The sequence below is a fragment of the Streptomyces sp. MCA2 genome (assembly GCF_023544705.1).
Lineage (GTDB): Bacteria > Actinomycetota > Actinomycetes > Streptomycetales > Streptomycetaceae > Streptomyces > Streptomyces decoyicus.
Window position 1 is genome coordinate 1 of the sequence record NZ_JAMJFM010000004.1, and the last position, 26,631, is coordinate 26,631.

Sequence of the window (26,631 nt, forward strand, 5' to 3'; positions counted from 1 at the left end):
GATGCACTCTCTCTCGTCGACGAGTGGGGCCCCGAGAAGATCGTCGTCGTCTCGCACCGGCGCACCGGCATGAAGGGCGTCCTGGTGATCGACAACACCGCCCGCGGCATCGGCAAGGGCGGCACCCGCATGAGCCCCGGCGTCACCGTCGACGAGGTGTCCCGGCTGGCCCGTGTCATGACGTGGAAATGGGCCGCGGTCGACCTCTTCTACGGCGGCGCCAAGGCCGGCATCGTCGCCGATCCCGCCTCCCGCGACAAGGAGGCGGTGCTGCGCGCCTTCGCCCGCGCGCTGTCCAACGAGGTGCCCCGCGAGTACGTGATGGGACTCGACATGGGCCTGACCGAGAGCGACGCCGCCATCATCCAGGACGAGCTGGGCGACCGCGGCGCCGCCGTCGGCACCCCCGAACATCTCGGCGGCGTGGCCTACGACAAGCTCGGTATCACCGGCTACGGCGTCGCCGAGGCAGCCGACGCCGCGGCACAGCACCTGGGGCTGCCACTGAGCGGCTCCCGGGTCGCCCTCCAGGGCTTCGGCGCGGTCGGCAGCGCGGCCGCCCGGCGCTTCGCCGAACTCGGTGCCACGATCGTGGCGGTGTCCACCGCCCACGGGGCGCTGCACGACCCCAGCGGCCTCGACGTCGACGCGCTGCTGGCGGCGCGCGACGAGCACGGCGACCACTTCGTCACCCGCCACTCCGCCGCCACCACGCTCGCTCCGGGCGCCGAACTCGCCGTGGACTGCGACATCTTGGTGCCCGCCGCCCTCCAGGACGTCATCACCCGCGCCACCGCGCACGAAGTGAAGGCGAAGATCCTCGTGGAGGGAGCCAATCTGCCCACCTCCGCGGAGGCCCAGGGCATCCTCGCCGAGCGTGGTGTCACCGTGCTCCCCGACTTCGTGGCCAACGCCGGAGGCGTGGTCGCAGCCGCCTTCGCCATGGACGCCCGCTACTCCGGCTTCCGGCCCGACACGGCCGGCATTGTCGAGACGGTCTCGACGAGGCTGCGAGCCAACGCCGTGACCGTCCTGGACGCAGCCCGGCGACAGGACGTCACTCCGCACGCCGCCGGCCGCCGCCTGGCCGAGGAGCGCGTCCGCACCGCCATGCAGAGCAAGGGGCGCATCCCGCGCGACTGACACCCGGCCGGCGGAACGGGCGGGCGCACCGCTACCGGCACGACTCCTCGCGCTTGACCACGGTGAGCGTGACCCGTCGGCCCTGGAGGGGGGTGCCCGCCTCCGGGTTCTGCGCACACACCTTCCAGGCCGCGGGCCACAGCACATGGCGGCCCGCGCCGCGCCCGTCCTTCAGCTGGACGGAGGTGTCGTAGCGGAGGGCGGCGTAGGCGGGGACCAGCCCCTGGCCCGCCACGTGCGGCATCTTCTCGGGCCCGTCGGCATGCGCCGGAACGGCGGGAACGAGACAGAACAGGGCAAGGACCGAGGCAGTGACGATTCTCTTCATCACCGGAGAACGATCACCGAGGGCAACGGTCACCGCAGGACCTCACTCTTCCGGGCCCAGGATCATCAAATTCCCGGGATGCGGAAAGGGGACGAAGCCGGCCTTGGCATACACCTCGTGAGCGTCGAGGGTGGACAGCAGCACCCGCTTCAGCTCGTAGGGGGCGAGGTGGTCGCGGATCGCGGTGGCCAGCCAGGTGCCGAGCCCGTTGCCGCGATGCGCGGGGGCGACGTAGACGTCGCAGAGCCATGCGAACGTCGACAGGTCCGTGACGACTCGCGCATAGGCAGCCTGCGCCCCGTCCGCGTCGTAGAGGCCGAAGTTGAGCGAAGCATGCACCGACCGCCCAACGGTTTCGCGGCTGCGTCCCAGCGCCCAGAACGCATCGGTCGAGAGCCAGTGGTGAATCAGTTCGATATCGAGACGGTCCGGATCGATGGCTATCTCGTACCCGTCATCCCTGCGCGCGATCATGCTCGTGGAGGGTAGTGCACGGCGGTTCCTGCGGTGCGCGGAACGGCGAGGCATCCGCTCGGCGGCCGGTCCGCTCTCCTGACCGCTCCCCGGCCGTCGTTGTGGGGAAGGCCGACGACGCGTCACCGTCGTCGCGGCCGTGCGCCTCTGCCGTTATGACAGGGGCCGGCAGAGCAGGGCATCGGGGCTGCCCTGGTGTCCGAGGCGGCTGGTGTAGGCGATGCCTGCCGCGTAGGCGTCGGTCGGGCACTGTCCTTTGTAGTGGCCGTGGGCGAAGTCGCCGCCGGGGTCGCCGGGCGGGCGGTGGTCGCCGCGGTCGAACCAGGGGGTCTCCCCCGCCCTGCCGAGCGAGGCGCGGGCGGGCATGCACAAGGCGGCGGAGACCTTCGTCCCGCGCAGGCTGTAGCCGGTGAGGAAGTGCCGTTCGGGGCACTGGAGTTTGCTGTAGCCGGGGGCCCAGTCGCCACCCGCGGGGACGTACCGCTCGTCCCGTACGACCTCGGGGGCGCTGCCGGGGGTGCGCAGATCGCCGGCGGTGGGCGCATCGGTGCACAGTCCGCGGCCCTGGGTGTGGCTGAGGCCGATCAGCCGTTCGCCGTCGGGGCAGGCGGCCTTGCGGGCTCCGCTGTCCCAGTCGCCCAGGGCGCGTGTGCTCAGGGACTGGATGAAGTCGCGGTGGTCGAGGGTGAGCATGTGCCAAGCGGGGGTCGGCGGCACCGCTCCCGTCCGTTGGGGTGCCGTCGTCAGCCGGTGCCACGCGGCCGCCCGCCAGTCGCCGCCGTCCAGGACCCCGGTACGGCCCCCGGCGTTGTCGTACCGCAGCAGGGCCCAGCTGTCCCCGGCCGGGCGGCCCTGGCGGTCGGTGCTCCAGCCGACGAGCGGCCAGTAGGCGAAGTCCGTGTCGGTGGCGGCAAGGTAGTCCGTCAGACCGGCGAACCAGGTGCGGGCCGCCGTTCCCGACTCGTCGGAGCCGATACCGAATTCGCTGATCCACAGGGGTGCGGTGAAGTGCTGCCCGCTCTCGGCGGAGACGAAGAACGCCTGGTCGTGCAGTACGGCGCGCAGCTGATCGCCCGTCAGATCCTGATAACGGGGGTCGCTGGTCTCCCCCACGCCGGTGGCGCCGCTGTGGTGCGGGCCGGTGTAGCCGTAGAAGTGGGCCGAGTAGACGAGCCTCCCGGAGCGGACGAGGGTGTGCGAGAGCGTACGGGCCGGGGCGAGGGTGGGGCGGCCGTGCGGCAGCCCGTCCACCGGCACACCGGTCCAGTTGATGCCCTCGATGATGAGGAGAAGACGGGGGTTGGCCTCGGTCTGGATCCGGTCCGCCGCCTCCTGGGCGGCGGCCTGCCAGTCGTGGTTGTCGCCCAGGCCCCAGTTGGGGTCGTCCCAGATGTCGCGGCGCACCTCGTTGTAGAGGTCCGCTCCCACGACACGGCTGTTGTCCTGGTAGCGGCGGGCCATGAAGACCCAGTCGTCGGCCCATTGCCGCGTGGTCCGGCGGCTGTTCCATCGCTCGTTGCCGTCGAGGCCGCAGCACCAACGGGTGCTGTTCGTATGGTTGTTGAGGATGACGGCGAAGCCCTCCGCGGTCAGGGCCGCGATCACCGCGTCAAAAATTTGGAGCGGGGTCTTGCCGCGCAGCTGCGGGTTGGCGGCGACCGCGGCATCGGGCACCGGGGCCACGGAGTGGATCATTTCGTTGGAGAACGGCAGCCGGATGCTGTTGAGGCCCAGTGCGTGGAAGTCGTGCAGCAGCGAGGCGATGTGTACACGGTCGAGGCCGAGCGGGATGCCGTGGGAGTTCTGGCCGCTGTGGTGCGCGGCGTCGTCGCCGATGTCCCCCGCACCGTTCCAGGAGCCCTGCGCGCCGTCCCAGTTCCCCGACTTCAGCCGGAACCGCTTGCCGTCGGCGTCGACGATGTAGCGGCCCCTGGTGGACAGCGGGGCCGTCCACGCCGCGGCGGGTTTACGGGCGGCCGACGGTCCGGCGGCGGAAGCGTCCGGCATGGCCTGCGCCGCGGCCGTGCCGGGGGCGCCGAGGCCCGCCATGACAAGGGCGAGGCAGAGCGTCACGGCACCGCACGCCGAGCGTAAGAAGGGCTTCACGTCATCTGCCTGTTTCGTCGGTGGTGCCCGTCGGTTCCTCCGGCGAGCAGCCCTCGGTGGCGACACCGCCGTCGGGGCATCGACAAGTTACCGACGAGTGGCTGACGGGGCCATACCCATGCGACCGCTTTCGGCCCCGGACGCGGCACGACCCGGCACGGTACGGCGCGATGCGGAGCGATGTGGCGCGATGTGGGTACGTGTCGGCCGGGCCCTGAGGGAAGCGCCGGCCACCTGCCGGACATCCGCCGGCAGGACGGCGCGGCCATAGGGCTGGGCGGCGTACAGCCCGGCCTGGCGCACCACGGCCGCCACGGAACCGCCATGGTGAGCACATAGAGTGACCACTCCATCACGGAATCGAGTGCTGCGTAGGCATCCGTTGGCACTCGCTCCCACCGGAGAAAGGGACATGCATGCGCGCTCGCCCTCTCGCCACGGCTGCCGTTCTGGCGCTCACCACCGCTCTTCTCTCAGCCGCCGCTGCCCCGGCGTGTCCTTCCGCCGCCACCGCCGCGTCCGACGGCCGGGCCGTCACCACCGCCCGCCTCGCCGGAAACACCGAGGTCCCCGTACGGGGCGGCTCGGCCCGCTTCGACGCGCCGCCGGCCCTCCTCGCCGCGCTCAGAGCCCGCGGCGTGGCGGTAGCGGAGATCGACGCCCAGGGCCAGATCAGCCCGCACTACTCCACCGGCGGCATGAGCCTCGGCATCAGGAGCGGTGCGGTCACCAACAGCGGCGGCAAGGTCGGCGGCGAGCTCCGGTTCACCCGCGCCGGTATCGCGTTGATCAACATCAAGACCAAGAAGGTCGCCCGGGTCACCGGCTTCGTCGGCAACCTCAGCCAAGGCACCCTCAGCGCCGTCGTGAACCGGGGCGCGAGAATCACCCTCGGCACCTTCACCCGGCCGCGTACCCATGCGTCCATCGACACCGAGGCCGCCGCACTGCGGATGAACATTGGCATCACGGTCACCGCGGCCGCCGCCGCCCGGCTCAACGCGGCCCTCGGCACGACAAGTTTCCGGGGCGGCGGGCCGCTGCTGGACGTCCGTATCAACGCCTCTCTCGACCCGTCCGTCGACCTCCCCACCGCCCTCAACCTGGGTCACGGTGCTCGCCGGGCCGGCCAGGAAGACCAGGAGGCCCATGGCGCATGGGGATGAGCGGAGCCCGCCCGCCCCGGCCGCCCGCCCCGGCCGCAGCAGCAGTGACGGGGTGAAGGAGCTGCCGGCGGCGCTCTCTGCACAGGTCGGCGGCCCCTTCACCCCGTCACTGCTGCTGCGGGGTCCAGGGCAGCGGCAGACCGTCGCTGTGGCGTCGGGGGACCAGATGGACATGGGCGTGGAAGACCGTCTGTGTCGCCGCCGGACCGACCGCCGTGATGAGGTTCAGGTCGCCCGTCAGTTCCGCGCCGAGCTCCGCCGCGCGCTGCATCACCGCGGCCGTCACGGCGGGGTCGGTCGTCACGTCCCGTACATGGCGGCGCGGCACGACCAGGAGGTGGCCGGGTGTGACCGGGCGGCGGGGCACGATCGCCAGGGCCTCCGGCCAGTCACGGACGAGCTGGGCGGGCGCGGCGCCGGCGGCAATGCGGCAGAACACGCATGACTCCAGTTGTCTGGCGGGTTCGCGGTGGATCAGCGGGCGGGTGATGTCGCGGTGCTCGACGTCGGCGGCGGTACCGTGCGCGGCCAGCCAGTCGGCGACCGCCCGGGCGACGGCGGGAGCGCGGTGGCGGCCGTACCAGCAGGCGACATACAGGTGAACAGCCTCCTCAACGACGGCCCGTTGCAGGGCGAGCACCTGACGGCCGGTGCGCTCGATGGCTCTCCGCGCCTCCGGATCGGACAGGACATAGTCACGTACGTCGGGGTCCAGGCCCGTCAGCGGGACCAGCGGCGCGGTGACCGCGGTGTCGGCCGGGTCCCATTTCCAGTCACGCACGTCCAGCACGAGTGCGCCGGTGTCATGCCGGGGCGGGGCACCCCAGCGGGCGCCGTAGGACGTGATCCGGACCGGGGCGACGGTAGTGGGCATGACCTCTCCTGTCATGGGGGACGGGGGACCGCATGAACGGGAGACCCTTGCCGCGTGGTGCCGGCGCGTGAATACCGTCGGCGGGCGCGGATTCCCCTCCGACAGATGTACATGACATGGCGTCGGCCGGCCCATGAGATCGGCACACAGCCAGGTCCTCTCCACTCCCCTGGGGCCCGTGAACGCCCCTTCCACGACCGCTCCATCCGGAGGCAACGGCGGGGAGGCCGGAGCCCGGAGGCCATGGCCCGGAGACCGCAGGCCGTAGCCCGGAGCCCGGAGGAGCGCGTTCCGGTCGCCACGGCCGAGGGGCCGCCGCCCATACCGACGGGCAATAGGTGTGCCCAGTTCCGGGACCGTTCAGCTTCTGGCCACGCTCACCCCGGAAGCTTTGGAATGAGACATTCCGCTTGGTGACACATGGCTGTGGTCAGGCAGACCGACCACGGCTCGGAGGGCCTCATGGCCGGTATGCCGACCCACCTTTCCCCCAACCGTCGTCGCTTCCTTCTCACCTCCGGTGCCGCCGTCGCCGGAACCGGCGCCGCCCTGGCACTGCCGGGCCAGCGCAGCAGCAGCGGGGCTCCGGGCACCGCGCACGCACAGTCGCTCAGCCGTACGTCGCCGGCCCGCCCCGGTGGGCGGCGAGCGGCACCGTTCGCGGCCACCACGCTGGACACCGCAGCCCGACTCGTCGGCAGCGGCGGCTACCGCCGCCTCGCCTCCGGACCCGGATGGCCCCTGGCCGTCCGGGGCGAACTCGCCTCCGCCGCGACCGGACGCCAGGACCGGCGGACCGCTCTGGCGTGCTTCGTCCAGTTCACCGACCTCCATGTGGCCGACGTCCAGAGCCCGTTGCGCACCGAGTACCTGCGCGCCGGATCGCCGGGATCCTGGCGGGCGCAGGAAGCACTGTCGGTGGCCGGGGCGGTGTCGCTGGTGGAGCAGGCCAACGCAGTCGGCGGCGGACCCCACACCGGGCGGCCGCCGGCCTTCGTCATGTCCACGGGCGACAACATCGACAACCACTCCATGAGGGAGCTGGAGTGGTTCCTCACCCTCATGAGCGGCGGCCGCATCACCCCCAACACCGGTGACCCGACGTCGTTCGAGGGCGTACAGAACTCCGGACTGGCGCTGTACTGGCACCCGGACGACACCCTGCGCGACCAGGACAAGAGACGCGGCCTGCCGGCGATCCCCGGCTACCTCGAAGCCGCGATGCGCCCGGTCGTCAGCCCCGGATTGCGCGTTCCCTGGTACTCGACGCCCGGCAATCACGACGACCTGCCGGGTGGCTGTCTCGCCCCGCAGGACCCCATGCTCGCGGAGTACGTCACCGGGGCACGCAAGCTGTTCACCGTGCCGGACACCGACGTGGCCGCCTTCGCCAAGGTGCTGAAGACCGGCGGCGACCCCAAGAGCACCGTGCTCAAGGAGATCCTCCGCAACAACGCCGCCCGCGCACGCACCGTGACCGCCGACGAGCGCCGCCGGATGTTCACGCCTCACGAGTACCTGCGGGCACATCTGAACCCGGCCTTCGCCGGAGCGGGACCGGTCGGACACGGCTACACCGAGGACCACCTCGACGACGACCGGATGTACTACTCCTTCACCGTCGCCGAGGGTGTCATCGGCATCAGCATCGACACCACGTACCGCAGCGGTCACTACGAAGGGTCCCTGGGCACCGGGCAACTCCAGTGGCTGGAGCGGACATTGGCCGCCCACAGCTCACGCCACTACGACGCGGACGGCCGGCTGGTGCGCAATACCGGCGCCGACGACGCGCACATCCTGGTGTTCAGCCACCACCACAGCCCGAGCATGACCCGGCGCCCCGACGCGGCCCGTGCGGAGGAGAAGCGGCACGACGGCCAGGAAGTCATCGCCCTGCTGAGCCGGTTCCCGAACGTGGTGGCCTGGATCAACGGCCACAGCCACGTGAACCGCATCACGCCGCATGCCCATCCGACGGCCGCCCGCTCCTTCTGGGAGGTCAACACCGCCTCGCACGTGGACTATCCCCAGCACGCACGGATCATCGAGCTCGTGGACAACCACGACGGCACGCTGTCCCTGTTCACCACCCTCATCGAGTCCGCCGCCCCGCACCGCACGGACTTCGACGACCTCTCCTCCGTCGGCCTCGCTTCGCTCTACCGTGAGCTGTCGTACAACGCTCCCGGCCTCGCCGCGGGGCTGACCGACGGTGTCCACGAAGCAATGGCGGGCGCCGCGACGGACCGCAACACCGAACTCCTGGTCCGCCGGGCCTGACACGGGCCACGGGCCCTCTCCGCCATCCGCAGCTCCTTACCGGTCCCCGCCGGTCGTCCTCAGCCACGCCCCGACGGCACCGGCGGCGGGCCGGCCACGCAGCTCACATCACGGTCCGGAGCCGCTCCGCCGAGGAGATAGGCGTCCACGATGCCGTCCACGCACGCATTGCCGTTCTGGTACTGGCCGTGGTCGCCGCCGCCCGTCACCGTGACCAGCCGTGAACCGCGCAGCGCACGGTGCGCCGCGCGGGCGCCTTCGTAGTACGTGGCCGGGTCGTGCACCGAGTTGAGCATCAAGGTGGTGGGCAGACCCCGTCCGGTGACGCGGACGCGGGGCGCGGCGGGCACCGGCCAGGCCGCACAGGTCGCCGCGTAGGCGAGCTCGCGCGCCCCGACGAGCGGGTGGGCCGCGGTGTCCTTCGCGCTGCGGTCGAGCCAGTAGCCGATGTCACGGCGCCACGGCGTGTCGTTGCAGGTCACCGAGAAGAACGCGGCGGCGAAACCCGGGGACAGATAGTGCTCGAAGAGCTTCGCGACCAGGGCGCGCTCGGCCGGTGTGGCGGACGGCCAGTGGTCGAGGGTGCTGAGCGCGGCGGCCAGTTGCGGGAACTGCCGATGCGCGTTGTAGATGTTCTGGATCGTGGCGTTGTCCAGCTGGTTGGGCCCGATCGTCAGGGCACCGACGGTCAGCGGATGGTCGCGCAGGGCACGGCGGCGCGCCTCCCACCTCGCCTTCGCCTCTGCCGCGGTGCGCCCGTAGTGGTACGTGGCGTCGTTCCGTGCGATCCAGGGCAGGAAGTCCTGCTCGAAGCGGCGCTGGAAGCTTCGCGGCTGGCCTCCTTCGGCCTCCTGCCATGTGCCGCTGAAGTCCAGGTTGCTGTCCAGTACGGCGCGCTCGATGCGCCCCGGGAACACCGTCGCGTAGTACGCACCGAGCCAGGTGGCGTACGAGGGCCCGTAATAGGAGATCTTGCGCACGCCGAGCAGTGCGCGGAACAGGTCCATGTCGCGCACCGCCTGGTCGGTGGTCAGCCAGGGGACCAGATCGCCGCTGTGCCGCAGACAGCCGGCGACGAGCCGCCGCGACCGGTCCAGTACACCGCGGAGGGCCGCGGGCGAGCGGTCGCGGAAGTCGTGGGCGTAGAAGTCCTCGAATTCGGCGTCGGTCTGGCACTGCGCGGGCGTGCTGCGGCCGACGCCACGCTGGTCGAAGCCGACCACGTCATACCCGGCCCCCACCGCGGGCGAGCGCGCCGCGAAGTCCGCGGGCCGGGTCAGTCCCGACGCCCCCGGCCCGCCCGCCGCCATCATCAGCACCCCACGCCGCCGGGCAGGGTCGGCCGCCCGGTGCCGGGACACCTCGACGGTGAGATCGGCCCCGGTGCCCGGATGGTGCCAGTCGCGCGGCACGGTCATACGGGCGCACTCCAGTGACGGTTTCGCCGCGCAGGGCTGCCAGTTCAGGTGCTGCTGGACATAGCGCGCCGGTACGGACGACCCGGACGGGTCCGCCGCCCGGGCCGGCGGCGCGGCGGGCAGCACCGCGGACATCAACACGGCGGCCACCGCTCCCGACAGGGCGGCCACCGGCCACCGTGTTTTTCTGAACGCGGACATCGATCCTCCCATCGGCGCGCGGGGTGCGCTGCCATGACAGAGATCCTCGGCTCTCCGGGGCCCACGTTCGATCCCCCTGGTGCCCGCTTACGGGGTGGCACCAGCACCACCCCCTCGGGACGCGCCATGGCCCTGCGACCGCGCGGACAGGCCCACCCGGGGCGGCTTTCGCCCCGCCCGGGTCGCGTGCCCCGGGCCGGTGCGCTGAGGCGTCCGGGGGACCCCGGCCGACGTGGTGCGCCCCTGCGGTAGTGGTGAGCAGTACCTTCAGGGGGCTGATAGCGGTAGATATACGACAGATCAACACCATTGGTGGAGTCTGCATGTCACCCTCCGTCCCCCGCAGGACAGCCCGAAGGCGTATCGCCGGCACCGTGGGCGTCCTGCTGGCCGTCGGCGTCGTCATCACCGGCCTCGTCCAGGCCGCGCCGTCCTCCGCGCCCCCCACGCTCGATCCCCGGATCACGTCGATCCTGCGGAAACCGGAGTACCGGCACGCCCAGTGGGGGCTGTTCCAGCAGAACCCGCAGACCGGCAAGGTGACGCAGTCCCGTTACGCCGACCAGTTCTTCATCCCCGGGTCAACGGCCAAGCTGTTCAGCGTCAGCGGCACCTGGCACACCCTCGGCGGCGGCCACCGGTTCGTCACACCCGTGTACGCCGTCGGGCAGCGCCGGGGCGCCACGCTCAGGGGCGACCTGGACCTGGTCGCGCAGGGCGACCTGACCCTCGGCGGCAGAACGCGCAAGGACGGTACCGTCGCCTACACCCCCATCGACCACACCTACGCCAACGACGTCCCGGGAGCCACCCTCACCCCGCAGGACCCGCTGGCCGGTCTCCATCAGCTCGCCCAGCAGGTGCGCAAGTCAGGGATCCGCCGGGTCGACGGTGACGTGGTCGTCGACGCACGGCTGTTCCGGCCGGACCCCGCGCTCGTCCCGAGCCCCACCCCGCTGATCATCAATGACAACCTCATCGACCTGCTGACCTCCCCCGGCGCCCGGGCGGGCGCCCCCGCCGGCCTCCAGTGGCGTCCGAAGGTCGCGCCTTACCACGTCACCTCCTCCGTCCGTACCGTCGCGGCGGGCAAACCGGCCGACATCACCGTGAGCAGCTCCGCCGACGGCACCCGTATCCGCCTGACCGGCACCATCGCCGCCGGCTCCGCTCCCGTTCTACGGGTGTCCGCCGTCAAGGACCCCAACGCCTTCGGCCGGACCGCCATGATCGAGGCGTTGAAACGGGCGGGAGTCGAGGTCCGCGCCAAGGCCATCGGCCCCAACCCGTCCGGCCAGTTGCCGAAGTCCTACCAGGGCGCGCCCGTGGTGGCCCGGTACACCTCCCCCGCATACGCCCAGTACGCCAAGCTCATCCTCAAGGTGAGTCACAACCTCGGGGCGAATCTGGGGATCTGCCTGATGGCCACCACCACGGGAAGCACCAACTGTGAGGACGGCTTCCCCGTACTGGCCAGGTTCCTGGAACATGCGCGGGTGGACCGCAAGGCCGTACAGCTCGCCGACGGCCGCGGCGGCAACCCGGCCGACCGGACAACACCCCGCGCGCTGGCCCAGATCCTGACGTACTGGCAGCACACCCCCGACGCGCTGCGCTTCCGTATGGCGCTGCCGATTCTGGGGGTCGACGGGACGCTGGCCGATTCCTGCCACAGCTGCCCGTCGCGCGGCAAGGTCTTCGCCAAGACCGGTACCGCGGCGGGCGGTGACACCCTCAACGACCGGGTGGCCGTGGGCGCCGAGACCGCGGCCGGCTACCTGGAGACGCGTCCGGGCCGGTTCGATGTGTTCTTCACCGGAGTGAACGGAGCCTCGACACCCGACGCCGATATCAACGGCGTCCTGGCCATCGGCAACGATGTGGCCGATGTCGCCGCCCGCCTCCAGCAACAGGCCTCCGCCCGGCACTGAACAGCCGGGCGGGCGCACCCGGGCGGGGACGGCGCTGGGCCGTCGCCCTTCCGGATGGCTCTGGACCGCTCGTTCCTCCGGCGCGGGGAGGAAGGGGGAAGGGGGCGCCGCCGTATGCCCGTTGGAGACGTACGGAGACACGGACCACCGGTTCGGCACCTCGCCGTCGATAGCCTCGGGCCATGCAGCGAAAGTCTGAAGGTACGCAGCGCCTCCGGCGGTCGGCGCGCACGGCCGGAGCCGTGGTCGGCTCGGCGGTGGGTGACGCCCTGGGAGCTCCCTTCGAGTTCGGCGCCGCGGGTGTGTTCTCCGCGCGCTTCCCTGATTCCGTCGCTGCGGACGAGATGTGCGGAGGCGGCGGCTGGGACCCCGGCGAGGCCACGGACGATACGCAGATGGCCGTCCTGGTGGCCGAATCGCTACTGGAGCGCGGCGGACCGGACCTGCCGGACATCTTCGCCCGTTTTCAGCGGTGGGCCGCGTCCGGGCCCAAGGACGTCGGCCTGCAAACCGAAGACGTCCTCACCAACGGCATGCCCTGGGACAGGGCCGCCCCGGTCCACTTCCAGGTCAACCGACGCGCCGCGGGCAACGGTTCCTTGATGCGGGCCACCACCTCCGCGGTCCACTTCGCACCTGCCGGACAGCAGGCCACCATGAGCGCCGCCCGGCGCATCGCCGCGCTCACCCACGGCGACCGCGCGGCCTGGGAAGGCACCGCCGTCTTCCACGAACTCATCCGGGTCACGCTGGAAGGCGCCGATCCCCTGGCCGCGCTCCCCGACATCGTGGGGCTCATCGACCCGTCCCAGCGCCCGCGCTACGCCACGGTCCTCGCACCCGACTGGCACCCCGACCAGGCCACCGAGTTCAACGGAGCCGTCTGGCCATGCCTGGGCTCCGCCGTATGGGCCCTGCGCACCACCGCCACCTACGAAGACGCGATACGCGCGGCGATCGACCTCGGCGGCGACACCGACACCGTCGCCGCGGTCACCGGCGGTCTCGCGGGCGCCTGTTACGGCGTGGACGCGATCCCCGCGCGCTGGACCGCGCCCCTGCATGTTCCGCTGCCGGGCTTCGGTGGACGGGTCCTCAGGCTGCCGGAACTTCTGGACCTCGCACACCGCCTCACGGCATGAACCCCCCTCCTCGCGTCCGCGCACGGTCGCTCCGCTCGCGGTCCCTCACGTTCCCTCCGCTCGCGGTCCCTCACGTTCCCTCCGCTCGCGGTCCCTCACGTTCCCTCCGCTCGTAGTCCCTCACGTTCCCTCCGCTCGCGCCCCCTCACGCTCCGTCCCGTCCGTCTTCGCCGCGCTCCTTCACCCGCGTCCTCAGTCACGCCCCCACCCCCCTGCGAACCATAAATTGGCATCTTGGATACCACTTCAGTAGAGTGCGAATGTGCGACTCACCAAGAGCACTGACATCGCCCTGCGGATCACCATGCGCCTCGCGGTCCTCGGCGCCACGGACGATGCGCCCACCACCCGCGAGGTGGCGAGCGCCGTCGAAGTGCCGTACACCCACGCAGCCAAGGTCGTGAGCAAGCTTCAGCATCTCGGTGCCGTCGAGGCGCGGCGCGGGCGGGGCGGAGGCCTGACGCTGACGACCGCGGGGCGTACGGGCTCGCTCGGGCGGTTGGTGCGGGAGCTGGAGGGGGTCGATGACGTCGTGGGGTGCGAGGACGACCCACCCTGTCCGCTACGCGGTGGCTGCCGACTGCGCGGCGCACTGCGCGCGGCCCAGGAAGCCTTCTACGCCTCGCTCGACCCGCTCTCCGTCGCCGACCTGGTCGAATCCCCGACCGGGCCACTCCTCCTCAGCCTGACACCCCGGCCCACGGACTGACCGCACCGGCGCGGACGAACACACCCGACGACCCGGGTCCGCCGCACGAAGCCCGTACCCACTCCGCACGCACGCACGTCCCACACCGCCCCGCCCACGCCCACGCCCACGCCCAAAAATACGAATCCAAGATACGAGTTTTCCCACCCTTCCCCCTCCCCCTCCTTCCCTCCCCACCCCAAGAGTCCAAGAGTCTGGAGTTGCCGATGCTGTCGCCGAAGTCCGCCGAGACCGTGCATGCCACACTCCCCGCCGTCAGCGGATCCCTCAGTGAGATCACGACGCTCTTCTACGAGAAGCTCTTCGCCGCCCACCCCGAGCTGCTGCGCCACCTCTTCAACCGCGGCAACCAGGCCAACGGCAGCCAACGACTGGCTCTCGCCGGGGCCGTCGCCGCCTTCGCCGGTCATCTCACCGAGCACCCGGACCGCCGGCCGGACACCATGCTCACGCGCATCGCGCACAAGCACGCCTCTCTCGGGGTGCGTGCGGACCAGTATCCGATCGTGCGGGAGCACCTCTTCGCGGCCATCGCGGAGGTACTCGGCGAAGCGGTGACCGATGAGGTGGTCCGGGCCTGGGACGAGGTGTACTGGCTGATGGCCCACGCCCTGATCGCCATCGAGAAGCGGCTCTCGGCCGAGGCCGGCGTCGCGGAGGACGGGGTGTGGCGTCCGTACCGAGTGGCCGCCCGCGTGCAGGAGACCGACGAGGTCGCCACCTTCCTCCTGCGTCCGGCCGATGGCGCGCCCGTCCCCCCGGCCCGCCCCGGCCAATACGTCTCCGTACAGGTGCAACTCCCCGACGGTGCACGGCAGATACGCCAGTACAGCCTGTCCGGGCAGCCGGACGGCGGCTTGCAGATCTCCGTGAAGCGGGTGGCGGCGGCCGGCCGGCCCGGCGCCCCGTCCGACGCCCCCGCGGGCGAGGTCTCCGGCTACCTGCATGCGCACGTCCATGGCGGCGAGACCCTGCACGTGAGCCCGCCGTTCGGTGACGTGGTGCTCGACGACGGCGACGGCCCCTTGCTCCTGGCCTCGGCGGGCATCGGGTGCACTCCGATGGTCGGCATGCTCGCGCACCTCGCCGCCGCCGGCTGCCGACGCCGCATCATCGCCGCCCACGCCGACCGGTCGCCCGCCACCCACCCGTTCCGTACGGATCTCCGCCGGCTCACCGACAAACTCACCGACGCGACAACGGAACTCTGGTACGAGGAGGGAGTCCGGTACGAGGAGGGAGTCCGTCACGCGGACGGGATTTGGTACGAGGACGGGGTCCGGCGCAAGGAGGCGGTCCGGCACGGGGAGGAGCGCGCGGAGGCGGAGACCGGCGGCGCGGCGGATCCGGTGACCGTGCGCACCGGGCGGATGGATCTGACGCGGATCGTCGTTCCGGCCGGTACCACCGCGTATCTCTGTGGACCCGTGCCGTTCATGAAGGCCGCCCGCGCCCAACTTCTGGCATCCGGCGTACCCGCCTCGAACATCCACTACGAGGTCTTCGGGCCGGATCTCGGGCTGTAGAGGAAGACACCCCCTGGGCACAGCCGGCGGCGCGATGCGCTCCGGGGCCCGCTACGCGTCTGCGAAGCGCCGTACGTAGCGTCGCTGCCACGGGGTCTCCACAGCGCGATGGTGGTAGTGCCGGCGGACGAACGCCACGGCTCGTTCTGCCGGCACTCCGTCGAGAACGGCCATGCACGCCAGGGCTGTTCCTGTCCGCCCGCGGCCACCGCCGCAGGCGATCTCGACGCGTTCGTTCGCTGCCCGGGCAAGCGCCTCCTGGAACACCGTCCGAGCCTGCTGACGGTCCTTGGGGAGCCGGAAATCGGGCCAGTGCAGCCATCGGGCGTCCCACTCGGTTCGGGGAGGCTGCTTGCCGAGCAGATAGAGCGCGAAGGTTGGTGTCGGTCCTGTGGGGAGGGGGTGACGCAGGCCCCGGCCGCGCACCAGAGCGCCCGCGGGGAGCCTCATGACCCCGAGGTCCGACGAGCTCCAGTTCTCCGCCATATACGCAGCCTATCGGGGCCGGTGCAGGCCCCAGCGAGGGCAAGCACTACCGCCCGCTCCCCTCCACGAGCCGCTATCTTGCAGCGGTGACCGGTCCCGCGGAACGCCCGCTCCTCTTTCTCGACGTCGATGGACCACTCCTTCCCTTCGGGGCGGCGAACCATCAAAGTGCGGGCGGGTATCCGACTTACCCCACGGCCCACGACCCCTCGGAAACCGGCGCGAATCCCCTGCTGGCCAGGATCGACCCCGCGCTCGGGCCCAGGTTGGCGGCGCTGCCGTGCCACCTCGTCTGGGCAACGACATGGATGGCGGAGGCGAACGAGTGCATCGCGCCGCGACTCGGGCTGCCGGAACTGCCCATGGTGACATGGCCGGACCCGTCCTTCGACGAGGAGCGAGACACCCGGGCAGGGCTGCACTGGAAGACCCGCACGCTCCTCGACTGGGCTGCCGGGCGGGTATTCGCCTGGGTCGACGACGAGATCACGGACACCGATCGGACGTGGGTGTCGGCGCACCACGGTGAGCGGGCCCTGCTCCACCGCGTCGATCCCGGCCGTGGCCTCACGGACGCCGACTTCGCCCTCCTCGACGACTGGTTGCGCAGATGGGCAACGGGCTGACCGGGAACTGCGGGCGCCGCTGCGGCGGGTCGCTCCCCGGTGCCGCGCTTGTCCGCGAGGCCGACAGCGTCGACAAGGGCATTGTCCGCGGCGGGTACGGACAGCATGATGCGGATCATGACCACACACCTTCCTCCGGCCTCGTTCACCGCCGTCCGGCTCGCGCGCTACACCAAGACGGAACTGAGCGAGATCGTCGGGGACGACGACGACCCCTTCGGAGTCTCCGAGGCCGGTCTGACCTGGCTGCCCAAGCAGGAGCACTTCGGCATCAGACTCGACGGCCGCCTCGTGGCACACACGGGCCTCCTGCCGGTTCCGCTTTCGGTCGGCTCGGCCGAAACGCAGGCCGTCGGCTTCGGCGGGGTGGTCGTCGCTCCTGACCTGCGCGGGCACGGACTGGCACGGCTCGTTGTCACCTCCGCCCTGGAACACGCCCGCACGATGGGACCGCAGTACGGAATCCTCTTCTGCCGGCCGCATCTCGTCCCGCTGTACCAGCGGCTCGGCTGGCGGACGCTGGAAGGGGACGTACACGTCGAGCAGGCCGAAGGTCCGGTGGTCATGCCGCTGCGGACCATGTGGACGCCGCTGCGCGACGGGGCACAGTGGCCCGTGGGGCCGGTACGTCTGCTGTCCTTCCCGATGTGATCGACCGCCCCCAGGCCTCGTCGGCGGTCCGTCCGTGGCGGCTTGCGGCCGCCGATGCGGTGCGTCGGCGGCCGCCTCGCCTCCCTCCCGTCCCAGGGCTCACCGTCCCTGGGACGGGAGGGGAACGGCCTGGCCCGAGACCCGCACCCGCGGGTCATCGGGGTGGAGGTCGACGTAGAGGTCGCTGGGCCGGCCCATGTCCTCGCCCTGCCGGATATGCACCCGCAGGGGCTCCGTGACCAGGCCCAGGGCGCGCAGATAGCCGCCGAAGGCCGCGGCGGCGGCGCCGGTTGCCGGGTCTTCCACGACGCCGCCGACCGGGAAGGGGTCCCGGGCGGAGAAGTCGAGGCGGTCGGGTGCCGTGCGATGGACGAGGTGCACGGTGGTCCAGCCGTGGTGGCGCATGAGGTCGTGCAGCGCGTCGAAGTCGTAGTCGAGGGCGGCCAGTTGCGCCCGGCTCCGGATCCCCAGGACGAGATGGTCGTTGCCCGCGAAGGCGATATGCGGCGGAAGGCTGTCGTCCAGGTCGGCCCTGGTCCAGTGCAGAGCCCGTAGCACCGGCTCGACCTGGGTGGTGTCCTCGGCCGGGCGGGAATGCGCCGGGACGCTGGTGAGCGTGGCGCGGATCAGCCCGTCGACGAGGCTGGTCCCCACCCGGATCTCGCCCACGGGCGTGTCGAACAGCAGCTCACCGGTTCCGGTGCGTGCGGCGAGGGCAACGGCCGTGGCGATCGTGGCATGTCCGCAGAAGGCGACCTCGGCGCGCGGGCTGAAGTAGCGCAGCCGGTAGCGGCGTGCGGCGGTGTCCTGTGCCGTGATGAACGCGGTCTCCGAGTACCCGACCTCCGCCGCGACGCCGAGCATCCGCGCGTCGTCGAGGTCCGCGGCGTCGAGCACCACACCGGCCGGGTTTCCGCCGGCCGGGTCGCTGGTGAAGGCGGAGTAGCGCAGCACCTCGACGGTGCCGGAGCTCTGGAGGGCGTCCGGGCTCTCGATGGCGTCCGGGCTCTCAGGGGTCTCCGGACTCGCGACGGGGTCCGGACTCTCGACGGTGTCCGGGAGCGGGGTGGGGCCGGTGGGCGGCGTCTGTGTGGTCATGGCTTCACGATGGCAGCGCGATCCGATCGCGTCCAACGATGGTTCTCGCTTGCTGCCATCGGATATCGCGATAGCGTGCGCCGGTGGACACCAGACTCCTGCGTACGTTCGTGACGCTCGCCAGAGCGGGAAGCTTCACCGCCGCGGCCCGCACGCTCCATCTCGCCCAATCCACGGTCACCGTCCAAATTCGTACCCTGGAAAAGGAGTTGGGGACCCCGCTGTTCGACAGACTGCCCTCGGGGACGGTGCCGACCCGGGCCGGGCAGCGCCTGCTGGAAGAGGCCGAAGAGGTGCTCGACGCGGTGGCCCGGCTCCGCGCGACGGCTTCGGCCGGACGGCGCGACGCGGACGGCGGGACGGTCGAGGGCCAGGTCGCCGTCGGCGCGGGCGATTCGCTGTGCTCCTCACGGCTGCCCGCGGTGATCGCCTCCTTGCGGCACGCCCACCCCCGACTGGATGTCCATCTGCACGCCGTCAGCACGGACTCGGCGGTGGACGGACTGCGGACCGGCCGGCTCGACCTCGCACTGCTGCTGGAGCCGGAGGTCGGCGAGAGCGATCTGCTGGCCCGCAGGATCGCGGACGAGCCGCTGGCATACGTGGCGGCACCCGGTCATGCGCTGGCCGGGCGGGCGGCCGACTGGGAGGCGCTGGCCCGCGAGAGCTTCTTCGTCCATGAGGAGGGGTGCTCCTACAGTGACCGGCTCGTACGCACCTTGCTGAGCCTGCCGGGTGCCGCACCCCGGATCACCCGGTTCGGCAGTATCGATGCCGCGCGGTCGTGCGTCGCGGCCGGTCTCGGCCTGACGCTGCTCCCGCAGGTGACGGTCGAACGCCACCTCCACGACGGCCGGTTGACGGTCGTGGAAGGCCCCGAGGCCCAGCCCGTTCCCGTTCAGCTCGTCCGGCACCGGAGACGGTGGTTCGCGCCGGGCGCGCAGATCGTGGCCGAGGAGCTGACCCGCGCCTTCGCGGCGGCGTGAGTGCTGCATACGGGCTGAAGGCCGTACGGGGGTGACATCGCGTCAGCCGGGAGCCCCACAGGAGTTCGGTGTGGTCCTTCGTCCGCGTGGCCGCTCGGCGCGTCGTTTGGACAGTCCGCGGGCCTCCGACACCGTGAGGACGTGCGCCTTCTACTGCTTCGCCTCGCCGCAGCGGCGGCCGTCCTCCTGACCACCAGCGGCTGCGTGTCCCTTCCGGCCGGCGGATCCTTGCACGAGCCCGGTCGCGCACCGGGCGGACGCACCGTCGCTCCGGCCCGGCCCTCACCGCTCCTGCTGCCCACGCAGGGTTCGTCACGTGAGCGGCTGGTGGATGTGGCGTCCGCCGGGCGAAAGCCGAAACGGCCCTCGAAGTCACACAAGAAAGATGCCACCTCGCGGCACGCAACAGCCGTGCCCCGACGGCAACGGCAGGTGGTCCAGGCGCCACCGCACCTCTCGCACGCCAGGCCGGCGAGGCCCCGTCCGGTACCGGCACGCACGACACCCCGGCAGGGACACCACGCGCCCGCGCCCGCACAGGAACGCCCGCGGCAGTCCCGGCCACGGCCGACGATCGATCCCGGCGTGGTGTGCCGGATGGCATCCGGCCGCGTCCGTCCGGATCTTTTGCGGCTGTGCCACAGGACGTACGGACGCTGAGGGGTCTCCGAGGGATCTCCGAGGGGCGTCCGTAGGCGGACATCCGTCGTGGCCGCGGATGCCGGCTGGTTTTGGCGTCAGCCGGCGGCCGGCAGGTCAGGACGGAGCTTTGCCCTCAGCTGCTCGAAGGCGGTAGGAGCGGGTCGTCGCGGCAGGAAGTCCTTGATCTGCCGCGCACAGTCCTCCGCGTCGGCCGCGGCGGTGTCGCACTCGATGTCGTACAGGCCGTGGGCGTGGACCTGATCCCACTGACGGGCCGCCAGCCCTGCCGGACGGTCGCCTCGTTGGGTCTCGCGCCGTTCCAGTTCCCGGAGCGGACAGCGCACGCCGACCAGGACGACATTCCGGGGAGGGAAGAGCTCGAGGCAGTCCAGCAGACGCCACGGCTCGCTCAGCACATGGTCCACCACCACGTTGTTGCCGCCTGCCGCCATTCCGGCGACCGCGCGGTGGAAGCCCCTCCATGTGCGATGAAGAACGGCGGGCAGCTCTTCCGGCGATATCTCGTGGCGGGATCGCATGGCGTGGAAGGCATCGACGGGCATGTGGAAGTACGTCTCGTCCAGGGTGCGAAGGAGTTCCCGGGCGATGCTCGACTTTCCGGAGCTGGAGGTGCCGTTCAGGAAAATGATGCGCCCGATGTGCCCGCCATGAGGGGTGTCCGCGCCGTCGGCGTCGGACGTGGACGACCCGGTCGGGTGTCTGCTTCCTTGGGTCATCTCGGCTCCCTCTCGGCTCCCTTTCGCTGACGTGCCCGGCGGTCAGGAGAAGATCGCGTGGACCTGGTCAACCGCTTCGGGGCCGTAGCCGACCACCCCCACGGGGACCGCGCCCTCGATCGCCTCGATGATCCGCCCGGCCCATACCGGCCCAAAACCGCCGCACAGTTCGATGAGTTGCGCCCCCTCGTCGACGAGGCGGCGCGCGGCCTCGATGCCCTCCTCCGGCTTTTCGACCCCCACCAGCACGGTGCGGCACCGGCCGGTGTCGACCACGTTGATGCTGTTGCTCGCGTCGCTGCCTGCCGCGGTGTAGATGAAGCCCCAGTGCGTGAGCGCCATGAGCTCAGCCTCCTCGTTCCTTGTCGACGTCTTCGCCACCCAACCAGACGCGAGTGAGCTCGCCCTCCGAGTGGCCGGAAAACGCTGCATCGTGACCCGCGCCGCCGGGACGGTCGGCGCGCGCAGTGTCCCTCCGCAGGCGCCCCCGGCAGCCGTGCGTCACTCCAGCCGGATGTCCGACCCTGCCGACTGTTCGCGGGCAGCCGCGACGACCAGGGCGGCGGCTGCCGCGTCCTGCACCGCCACGCCTACGGACTTGTAGAGGGTGATCTGGTCCGGAGAGGTGCGGCCCGGCTTGCTGCCGGAGATGAGTTCGCCCAGCTCGGCGTGCACATGGGCTTCCGTGATGACGCCGTCGCGAAGGGGGAGCAGCAGGTCGTTGCTGCCCGCCGGGAAAGGTGCCAGGGCCGCCTGCCGCGACTCGACGCACACCAGCGCTTCGGCGATCGTGGCGTCGTCGATCTCGCGGCCGTCCGGGTTGAAGCCCACCGAGGTCACATGCACGCCCGGGGTCAGCCAGGAACGGCGGATCACGGGCTCGACGGCGTGGGTGGTCGCGGCGGCGATCTCGGCGCCGTCCAGTGCCTCGGCGTAGCTCGCTGTCGCCTCGGCGGGGACCTGGAGTTCGGATGACAGTACCTCGGCCAGGGCGGTCGCCTTCGCCCGGTCGCGGCCCGCCACGCGAATGTGCCGGATCGGGCGGACCCGGCACATCGCCTCGGCATGCGACCGGGCCTGGGCTCCGGTGCCCAGGACCGCCAGCACCGAGGCGTCCTCCCGGGCCAGCAGGCGCGCGGAGAGAGCCGAACCGGCCGCGGTCCGCGCGGCGGTGATGGCCGTACCGTCCAGCAGCGCCGCGGGCTCCCCGGTGTGCGGGTCGAAGACGACGATCAGTGCCTGGTGGGTCGGAACAGGGGTACCGCCGTTGTGCGGGAAGACGGAGACCAGCTTGCTCATGAGGACCCCGGCCGAGGGTACGTAGCCCGGCATGGCTGCCAGGAAGCCGTCCCGTTCGGGTACCAGGGCGGCGACGCGGTCCGGCGAGGAAGCGCGGCCCGCGCTCAGGTCCGCCATCGCCGACGCCAGGGCGTCGATCAGCGTATCCGGGTCGAGCAGCGCCTCGACCTGCGAGCGCCCGAGAACCAGCATTCGTCTCAACCTCCTGATCACAGCCGTACGGCACCTCCTGATCACAGCCGTACGGCCGACGTTACGCCGGGACGAGGGAGCGGCCGTAGCCCCTTGCGTGATCTTTCTGGGATGGACGGGGGATGTCTCCGAGCAGGCCGTTGACGAGCACGGTGACCATGGAGCGACCCTGAGGCGCTCTCCCGGCGGCTCCCGGGACCTCGGCCGCGAGACCGGTGCGGCCCCGTGGCCCGCGCGGTGCAGGAGTGCCGCGTGGAACTCGGGGTAGGCGGCGCGGTGGCCGAACACAACGGTGATCGCGCCGCGCCCGACCGGATACGCCGGCCGGCGACGGCGGCGCATTGCGGGCGCAGGATCGGGCACGCGAGGACAACAGGACGGCCGGGCACGGCAGTTGAGGACGTGCACAGCGCCCGGCACCTCGCCGTAGTGGACTCGACCGCGCTCGGCCGCGGAGAACGGAGGCAATCATGGACTGGCGTCACGACGCGGTGTGCCGCGAAGTAGATCCCGAAATTTTCTTTCCGGTCGGCAACACCGGCCCGGCGCTCCTCCAGATCGAGGAGGCCAAGGCCGTCTGCCACCGCTGCCCGGTGATGGGGCAGTGTTTGCAGTGGGCGCTGGAATCCCGCCAGGACGCAGGTGTCTGGGGCGGGATGAGCGAGGACGAGCGGCGCGCCATGCGGCGTCGGGCCGCCCGGAACCGGGCCCGCAGCGCTTCCGCATAGGGGCGCCGGGCCGGGCAACGGCTCCTGCGGGCCCGGAGTCGGCCAGGACCCGGTGGAGCCGGTCAGGACATGGCGTGGTGGGTACCGGGTGTGCCGCCGGTGCGCCTGTACGCTTTCGTCACCCCAGGCGGTGGCCGTGTGAGTGCGGCAACGGGCACGCGCATGCATGTGCCGGAAGGACGTCACCATGCCCACGGATGCACACCCCGGACCGCTGCGCGTCCTTGTTCTCGGCGCCTCGCTGCGGGCCGGATCGAGCAATGCCCGGCTGGCTTCCCTTGTCGGCCGCATGCTGACGGACGCCGGCGCCGTCGTCGACCTCGCCGCGATGCGGGACTTCGACATGCCGCTGTACGACGGCGACGTGGAGGCCGCACACGGGCTGCCGGCGGGTGCTCTGGCGCTGCGTGACCGGCTGGAGCGATGTGACGCCTTCGTGCTGGCCTCCCCCGAGTACAACGCGTCCGTGCCGGGAGTCGTGAAGAACGCGATCGACTGGGTGTCGCGGGTCCGGCCGCAGCCGTTCAAGACCAAGCATGCGCTGCTGGTCTCCGCTTCCCCCTCACTCGTCGGCGGCAACCGGGGGCTGTGGGCGCTGAGGGTTCCGCTGGAGCACCTCGGCACCCGCGTCTACCCCGACATGTTCAGCCTTGCCGCGGCGCACCAGGGCTTCACCGAAGACGGGCAGCTGACCGATTCCGCGCTGCAAGAGCGGCTGAGTGAGACCGTTCTTGCCTTCCTCCGTCTCGTCGAGGCCGATGCGCGCTATGTCTGTCTCCGGCGCCGGTGGTACGAGTTCCCGGGAGACCGCACCGAGGCTCCTGTCACGCAGCGGGCGGAGGACTGAACCGGGTCGCCGCACCCAAGTCGGCGGCCCTGCACAGGTGTTGGCGTCGCACCGTGTGCTGCCCCTGTTCCCCGTACGCCCCTCCGGCACGGTGGGGCGTACGCGTCGTCTTCGGTGCGGGCTCAGCGGTCCGCGGCCGTCTCGGAGTCCGCGGCCGCGGCCGCGCTCTCGGCACCGTCCACCAGCTTGCGCATGTCCGACAGATCGGTGGGGGCCGGCGAGGCGGGCGACGGTGTCGCGTGCGGGGTGTCGCCCTCGGTGCGCACCCCGTTGCCGCATCCGGCGACGAGCAGCCCGCACAGGAGGGTGGTGGCCGCGAAGACGGCGGCCTGGCCGGCGCGGGTCACGACGAGGCCGCGTTGTGGTGGGTGCGGCACCAGGTGGCGACCTTGGCGAGGTCCTTCTGCCGCTGCTGGAGGGTGGGGACGAGGGACTTGCGGCGGGTGAGCTTGTGGTCGAGGAAGTTCGCGATCTCGGTGTGCCCGGCGGCCTTGGCCTTCTCCAGCCGCTTCTCCAGGCGGGCGACGGAGCCGCGGCGCCCGGCCTTGCCCTCCAGCCGCTGAAGTGCCCGGTGGATGCGCTTCTCGATCTTCGGGACGCGCTTGCACAGGGCCTGCGCACCGTCGCCGGCGCCGGACTTGGCGGCGGAGGTGGAGGTGGAGGTGGAGGGCGCCGGGGTGCTGTCCGCGGCGGCGGTGCCCGCGACGCCGAGCAGGGCGGTGGCCGCAGCCACCGAAGAGAGGGCGATGTTCCGGGTGCGCATGAAGGTCCTCCTCAGGTGCGTGGCGGGCACGGTGCCCGCCTGCGAGGAGAAGTTAGAGATGCTCTTTGTGGAAACCTTGTGGCCGGTCACCGGGATCCGCCAGCCAGTCCCGGTGCGCGGGCAGTGCTGTGTGCTGAGGGCAGTGGGCGGGCGCGGCGGGGAACGTCACCTCGAAGCGGGCGCCCCGGCCCCCGGCGCCGTCCAGGACCCGCAGCCTCGCCCGGTGCAGGGCGGCCTGCTGTGCGACCAGGGTGAGACCGAGACCGGAACCCGGGCTGTCCGCGCGGCGCTGGAAGCGCTGGAAGATCGCCTCCCGACGCTGCTGCGGTACGCCCGGCCCCCGGTCCTCGACACCGAGGACGACGCGGGGCGAACCGCTCTCCTCTCCGGCGCGGAGGCAGAGCGCGACATGGGCCCGCTCCTCGGCGGACCGGCCATGGACCAGCGCGTTCGTCAGGAGGTTGTCCAGCATCGAGCGCAGACCGGGCTGCCATCCGTGGACCGTCAGCCCCGGGCTGCTGTGGACCACCACCTCGGCCCCGGGGTGCCTGCGCCGGATGTCGGCGACCGCCTCGTCGGCGAGCTCTGCCAGGTCGATGGCGGCAAAGGAGTCCGCCTCGACCAGATCGCCCTGCGCAAGTGCTCGGAGCATCACCAGGAGGCCCAGCAGACGGGCGTGTTCGTGCCGCAGATCGTCGACGGTCTCCGCCCGGTCGGCGGCGTCGAGATCCTGGAACGCGTCGAGGATGTCGAGGTTGGTCTGCATGCTCATCAGCGGTGTGCGCAGTTCGTGGGACGCGGCGGCGGAGAACGAGCGGGCCGAGGCCAGCGCCTCGGCGGTGCGGGCGGCCTGCTCGTCGTACCGGGTCAGGAACGTCTGGAGCGTGCGGGCGAGGTCGTCGACCTCGGTGATCCGGGTCGGGGCGTGATCCAGCCGAGCGGCGCTGGTGTGCGGGTCGAGACCGCCGGCCGCCTGCTGGAGGCGCCGCAACGGGCGGGCCGCGCGGGCGGCGAGCAGCCAGGCCGCGGCGCCGGCCAGGGGTGCGGCGAGCAGCGCCACCGTGACGACTCTGCGGCGCACCATGCCGAGCTGTGCGTCGCGCGCCGTGTCCGGGGAGAACAGCCACAGCGTCCCCCGCACTCCGGCGCCGCGACCGGTGACCGGCACGGCGAGCACCCGCCAGCTCCTGCCCTGTGACCGCACGGTGGAGGGGTGATGCGTCCTTCTGGGCAGGGGAACCGACGCCGCGGGTTGCGGGCCGTCCATGACGGTGCCCTCGGGGCCGGACAGCCGGACGCCGACGTCCAGCGCCGCGGTGAACAGCTTCCGCTGGCGGGCCTGCTCGGCGCGCGGGCGGTCGTGGGAGGTGGCGCGCAACAGGCCGCGCGCGGCGACGGCGACGCTCTGCGCACGTTCGGCGAGACGCTGATCCGCCTGGGTGCGCAGATCCTTGCCCACCAACTGCACCAGGAGCCAGCCGGACACCACCACCAGCAGCGGCACCACCATCCCGACCACGAGCGCGATCCGCGTCGACAGCCTCATCGCGCCGCCCCGCTCTCGTCGTCCCGCAGTACGAAGCCGACGCCGCGCACCGTGTGCACGATCCGGCTCCGCCCGCCGGCTTCCAGTTTGCGCCGCAGATAGCTGACGAAGGTGTCCACGGCGTCGGTGCGCACCTCGAAGTCGTAGCCCCATACGCGCTCCAGGAGCTGGTCGCGGGTGAGCACCTGCCCGGCGTTCCGGGCCAGGACCTCCAGCAGGGCGAACTCGCGTCGCGTCAGCGCCACTTCCCGGTCGTCGAGCCGTGCGCGGTGCGCCGCGGTGTCGAGCGCGAGGCCGCCGACGCGCACGGCATCGGTGGGGGCGGGCGGCCTGCGCCGCAGCAGTGCGTGCAGGCGCAGCACCAGCTCGTCCAGGGCGAACGGTTTGACGAGGTAGTCGTCCCCGCCTGCTTGCAGTCCGGCCACCCGGTCGGTGACCTCGTCGAGCGCGGACAGCATCAGCACGGGTATGTCGTTGCCGTTCTCCCGGAGCCGCCGGCACACCGCGATGCCGTCGAGGCCGGGCATCGAGATGTCGAGGACCATGACGTCCGGCGGCGTCTCGGCCATCCGCTCCAGCGCGGCCCGGCCGCCGTCCGCCAGGCCCACGGTGAAGCCGTTGAGCCGCAGGCCGCGCCCGAGCGACCGCCGGATCGCCGCGTCGTCATCCACCAGCAGGACCCGGCCGGTACTGCTTTGTCCGTACATGCGTGCCTCCGTGGTACCGCCG

26 protein-coding genes are annotated in these 26,631 nt (G+C 71.7%); 12 read left to right on the forward strand and 14 right to left on the reverse strand.

The annotated features are described in order from the left end of the window. Window positions 1-1,143, forward strand: a 1,143-nt coding sequence (locus M8I34_RS04405) for a Glu/Leu/Phe/Val dehydrogenase (RefSeq protein ID WP_250047975.1), incomplete at its 5' end; no start/stop codon positions are given. A gap of 31 nt (window positions 1,144-1,174) precedes the next feature. Here the strand turns inward: M8I34_RS04405 and M8I34_RS04410 are convergent. From M8I34_RS04410 to M8I34_RS04420, 3 genes are all read right to left on the reverse strand, one after another. Then, window positions 1,175-1,471, reverse strand: coding sequence for a PASTA domain-containing protein (locus M8I34_RS04410; protein ID WP_250048153.1), 297 nt, complete (start codon window positions 1,469-1,471; stop codon window positions 1,175-1,177). Between the two features lie 42 nt (window positions 1,472-1,513). Further along, window positions 1,514-1,945, reverse strand: a complete 432-nt coding sequence (locus M8I34_RS04415) for a GNAT family N-acetyltransferase (RefSeq protein ID WP_250047976.1) — start codon at window positions 1,943-1,945, stop codon at window positions 1,514-1,516. 153 nt (window positions 1,946-2,098) lie between these two features. Beyond that, window positions 2,099-3,994, reverse strand: a complete 1,896-nt coding sequence (locus M8I34_RS04420) for a glycoside hydrolase family 5 protein (protein ID WP_374210856.1) — start codon at window positions 3,992-3,994, stop codon at window positions 2,099-2,101. 473 nt (window positions 3,995-4,467) lie between these two features. Here M8I34_RS04420 and M8I34_RS04425 point away from each other — a divergent pair, with 473 nt between their 5' ends. Then, window positions 4,468-5,217 (forward strand): hypothetical protein, encoded by a 750-nt coding sequence (locus tag M8I34_RS04425; protein WP_250047977.1) that lies wholly within the window; start codon window positions 4,468-4,470, stop codon window positions 5,215-5,217. A gap of 106 nt (window positions 5,218-5,323) precedes the next feature. On the opposite strand, the gene M8I34_RS04430 is transcribed toward M8I34_RS04425, so the two are convergent. Continuing rightward, a complete protein-coding gene (locus M8I34_RS04430; protein WP_250047978.1) occupies window positions 5,324-6,091 on the reverse strand; it encodes an HIT domain-containing protein in 768 nt (255 codons plus the stop codon). A gap of 462 nt (window positions 6,092-6,553) precedes the next feature. On the opposite strand from M8I34_RS04430, the gene M8I34_RS04435 reads away from it, so the two are divergent. Then, entirely contained in the window at window positions 6,554-8,374 is a 1,821-nt protein-coding gene (locus M8I34_RS04435) for a TIGR03767 family metallophosphoesterase (protein ID WP_250048155.1), read from the forward strand. A 59-nt stretch (window positions 8,375-8,433) separates the two neighbouring features. On the opposite strand, the gene M8I34_RS04440 is transcribed toward M8I34_RS04435, so the two are convergent. Continuing rightward, complete coding sequence (locus tag M8I34_RS04440; protein ID WP_250047979.1) at window positions 8,434-9,993, reverse strand: alpha/beta hydrolase; 1,560 nt, start codon at window positions 9,991-9,993, stop codon at window positions 8,434-8,436. Window positions 9,994-10,316: 323 nt separating this feature from the next. Between M8I34_RS04440 and dacB the strand changes: the two genes are divergently transcribed. The 4 genes from dacB (at window position 10,317) to M8I34_RS04460 (ending at window position 15,301) form a co-directional block, all read left to right on the forward strand. Further along, complete coding sequence (gene dacB / locus M8I34_RS04445; protein WP_250047980.1) at window positions 10,317-11,924, forward strand: D-alanyl-D-alanine carboxypeptidase/D-alanyl-D-alanine-endopeptidase; 1,608 nt, start codon at window positions 10,317-10,319, stop codon at window positions 11,922-11,924. Between the two features lie 182 nt (window positions 11,925-12,106). Continuing rightward, window positions 12,107-13,066: an ADP-ribosylglycohydrolase family protein gene (locus tag M8I34_RS04450; protein WP_250047981.1), complete on the forward strand. Its 960-nt coding sequence runs from the start codon at window positions 12,107-12,109 to the stop codon at window positions 13,064-13,066. 262 nt (window positions 13,067-13,328) lie between these two features. Then, window positions 13,329-13,775, forward strand: coding sequence for an Rrf2 family transcriptional regulator (locus tag M8I34_RS04455; RefSeq protein WP_030982773.1), 447 nt, complete (start codon window positions 13,329-13,331; stop codon window positions 13,773-13,775). Between the two features lie 206 nt (window positions 13,776-13,981). Further along, complete coding sequence (locus tag M8I34_RS04460; protein WP_250047982.1) at window positions 13,982-15,301, forward strand: globin domain-containing protein; 1,320 nt, start codon at window positions 13,982-13,984, stop codon at window positions 15,299-15,301. Between the two features lie 51 nt (window positions 15,302-15,352). Here M8I34_RS04460 and M8I34_RS04465 read toward each other — a convergent pair whose 3' ends face one another. Next, complete coding sequence (locus tag M8I34_RS04465) at window positions 15,353-15,787, reverse strand: protein-tyrosine phosphatase family protein (RefSeq protein ID WP_250047983.1); 435 nt, start codon at window positions 15,785-15,787, stop codon at window positions 15,353-15,355. Between the two features lie 86 nt (window positions 15,788-15,873). Here M8I34_RS04465 and M8I34_RS04470 point away from each other — a divergent pair, with 86 nt between their 5' ends. Further along, window positions 15,874-16,413 (forward strand): HAD domain-containing protein, encoded by a 540-nt coding sequence (locus M8I34_RS04470; protein ID WP_250047984.1) that lies wholly within the window; start codon window positions 15,874-15,876, stop codon window positions 16,411-16,413. 117 nt (window positions 16,414-16,530) lie between these two features. Further along, window positions 16,531-17,064 carry a GNAT family N-acetyltransferase gene (locus tag M8I34_RS04475; RefSeq protein ID WP_250047985.1) on the forward strand — a complete coding sequence of 178 codons (534 nt, stop codon included), beginning with the start codon at window positions 16,531-16,533 and terminating at the stop codon, window positions 17,062-17,064. 99 nt (window positions 17,065-17,163) lie between these two features. Here the strand turns inward: M8I34_RS04475 and M8I34_RS04480 are convergent, their stop codons facing one another. Further along, window positions 17,164-18,162, reverse strand: a complete 999-nt coding sequence (locus tag M8I34_RS04480; RefSeq protein ID WP_250047986.1) for a PhzF family phenazine biosynthesis protein — start codon at window positions 18,160-18,162, stop codon at window positions 17,164-17,166. Between the two features lie 83 nt (window positions 18,163-18,245). On the opposite strand from M8I34_RS04480, the gene M8I34_RS04485 reads away from it, so the two are divergent. Then, the gene (locus M8I34_RS04485) at window positions 18,246-19,148 is read left to right on the forward strand and encodes a LysR family transcriptional regulator (protein ID WP_250047987.1); all 903 of its coding nucleotides are present in this window, start codon (window positions 18,246-18,248) and stop codon (window positions 19,146-19,148) included. A 737-nt stretch (window positions 19,149-19,885) separates the two neighbouring features. Here the strand turns inward: M8I34_RS04485 and M8I34_RS04490 are convergent. The 3 genes from M8I34_RS04490 to M8I34_RS04500 all read right to left on the reverse strand — a co-directional run bounded on the left by M8I34_RS04490 (window position 19,886) and on the right by M8I34_RS04500 (window position 22,018). Then, a complete protein-coding gene (locus M8I34_RS04490; RefSeq protein ID WP_250047988.1) occupies window positions 19,886-20,527 on the reverse strand; it encodes a chloramphenicol phosphotransferase CPT family protein in 642 nt (213 codons plus the stop codon). 42 nt (window positions 20,528-20,569) lie between these two features. Continuing rightward, a complete protein-coding gene (locus tag M8I34_RS04495; protein ID WP_250047989.1) occupies window positions 20,570-20,869 on the reverse strand; it encodes a DUF6506 family protein in 300 nt (99 codons plus the stop codon). Between the two features lie 159 nt (window positions 20,870-21,028). After that, complete coding sequence (locus tag M8I34_RS04500; protein WP_250047990.1) at window positions 21,029-22,018, reverse strand: ornithine cyclodeaminase family protein; 990 nt, start codon at window positions 22,016-22,018, stop codon at window positions 21,029-21,031. Window positions 22,019-22,488: 470 nt separating this feature from the next. Between M8I34_RS04500 and M8I34_RS04505 the strand changes: the two genes are divergently transcribed. Then, complete coding sequence (locus tag M8I34_RS04505) at window positions 22,489-22,746, forward strand: WhiB family transcriptional regulator (RefSeq protein ID WP_250047991.1); 258 nt, start codon at window positions 22,489-22,491, stop codon at window positions 22,744-22,746. A 187-nt stretch (window positions 22,747-22,933) separates the two neighbouring features. Further along, complete coding sequence (locus M8I34_RS04510) at window positions 22,934-23,593, forward strand: NADPH-dependent FMN reductase (protein ID WP_250047993.1); 660 nt, start codon at window positions 22,934-22,936, stop codon at window positions 23,591-23,593. A gap of 122 nt (window positions 23,594-23,715) precedes the next feature. Here the strand turns inward: M8I34_RS04510 and M8I34_RS04515 are convergent, their stop codons facing one another. From M8I34_RS04515 to M8I34_RS04530, 4 genes are read right to left on the reverse strand one after another with little or no spacing between them, the layout of a single operon-like run. After that, complete coding sequence (locus M8I34_RS04515; protein WP_250047994.1) at window positions 23,716-23,940, reverse strand: hypothetical protein; 225 nt, start codon at window positions 23,938-23,940, stop codon at window positions 23,716-23,718. After that, window positions 23,937-24,356: a hypothetical protein gene (locus tag M8I34_RS04520; RefSeq protein ID WP_250047995.1), complete on the reverse strand. Its 420-nt coding sequence runs from the start codon at window positions 24,354-24,356 to the stop codon at window positions 23,937-23,939. The genes M8I34_RS04515 and M8I34_RS04520 overlap by 4 nt, the downstream gene beginning before the upstream one ends. Before the next feature lie 52 nt (window positions 24,357-24,408). After that, entirely contained in the window at window positions 24,409-25,902 is a 1,494-nt protein-coding gene (locus M8I34_RS04525) for an ATP-binding protein (RefSeq protein ID WP_250047996.1), read from the reverse strand. Beyond that, window positions 25,899-26,609 (reverse strand): response regulator transcription factor, encoded by a 711-nt coding sequence (locus M8I34_RS04530; protein ID WP_250047997.1) that lies wholly within the window; start codon window positions 26,607-26,609, stop codon window positions 25,899-25,901. Before M8I34_RS04530 ends, M8I34_RS04525 begins: the two co-directional genes overlap by 4 nt. Window positions 26,610-26,631 lie beyond the last annotated feature (22 nt).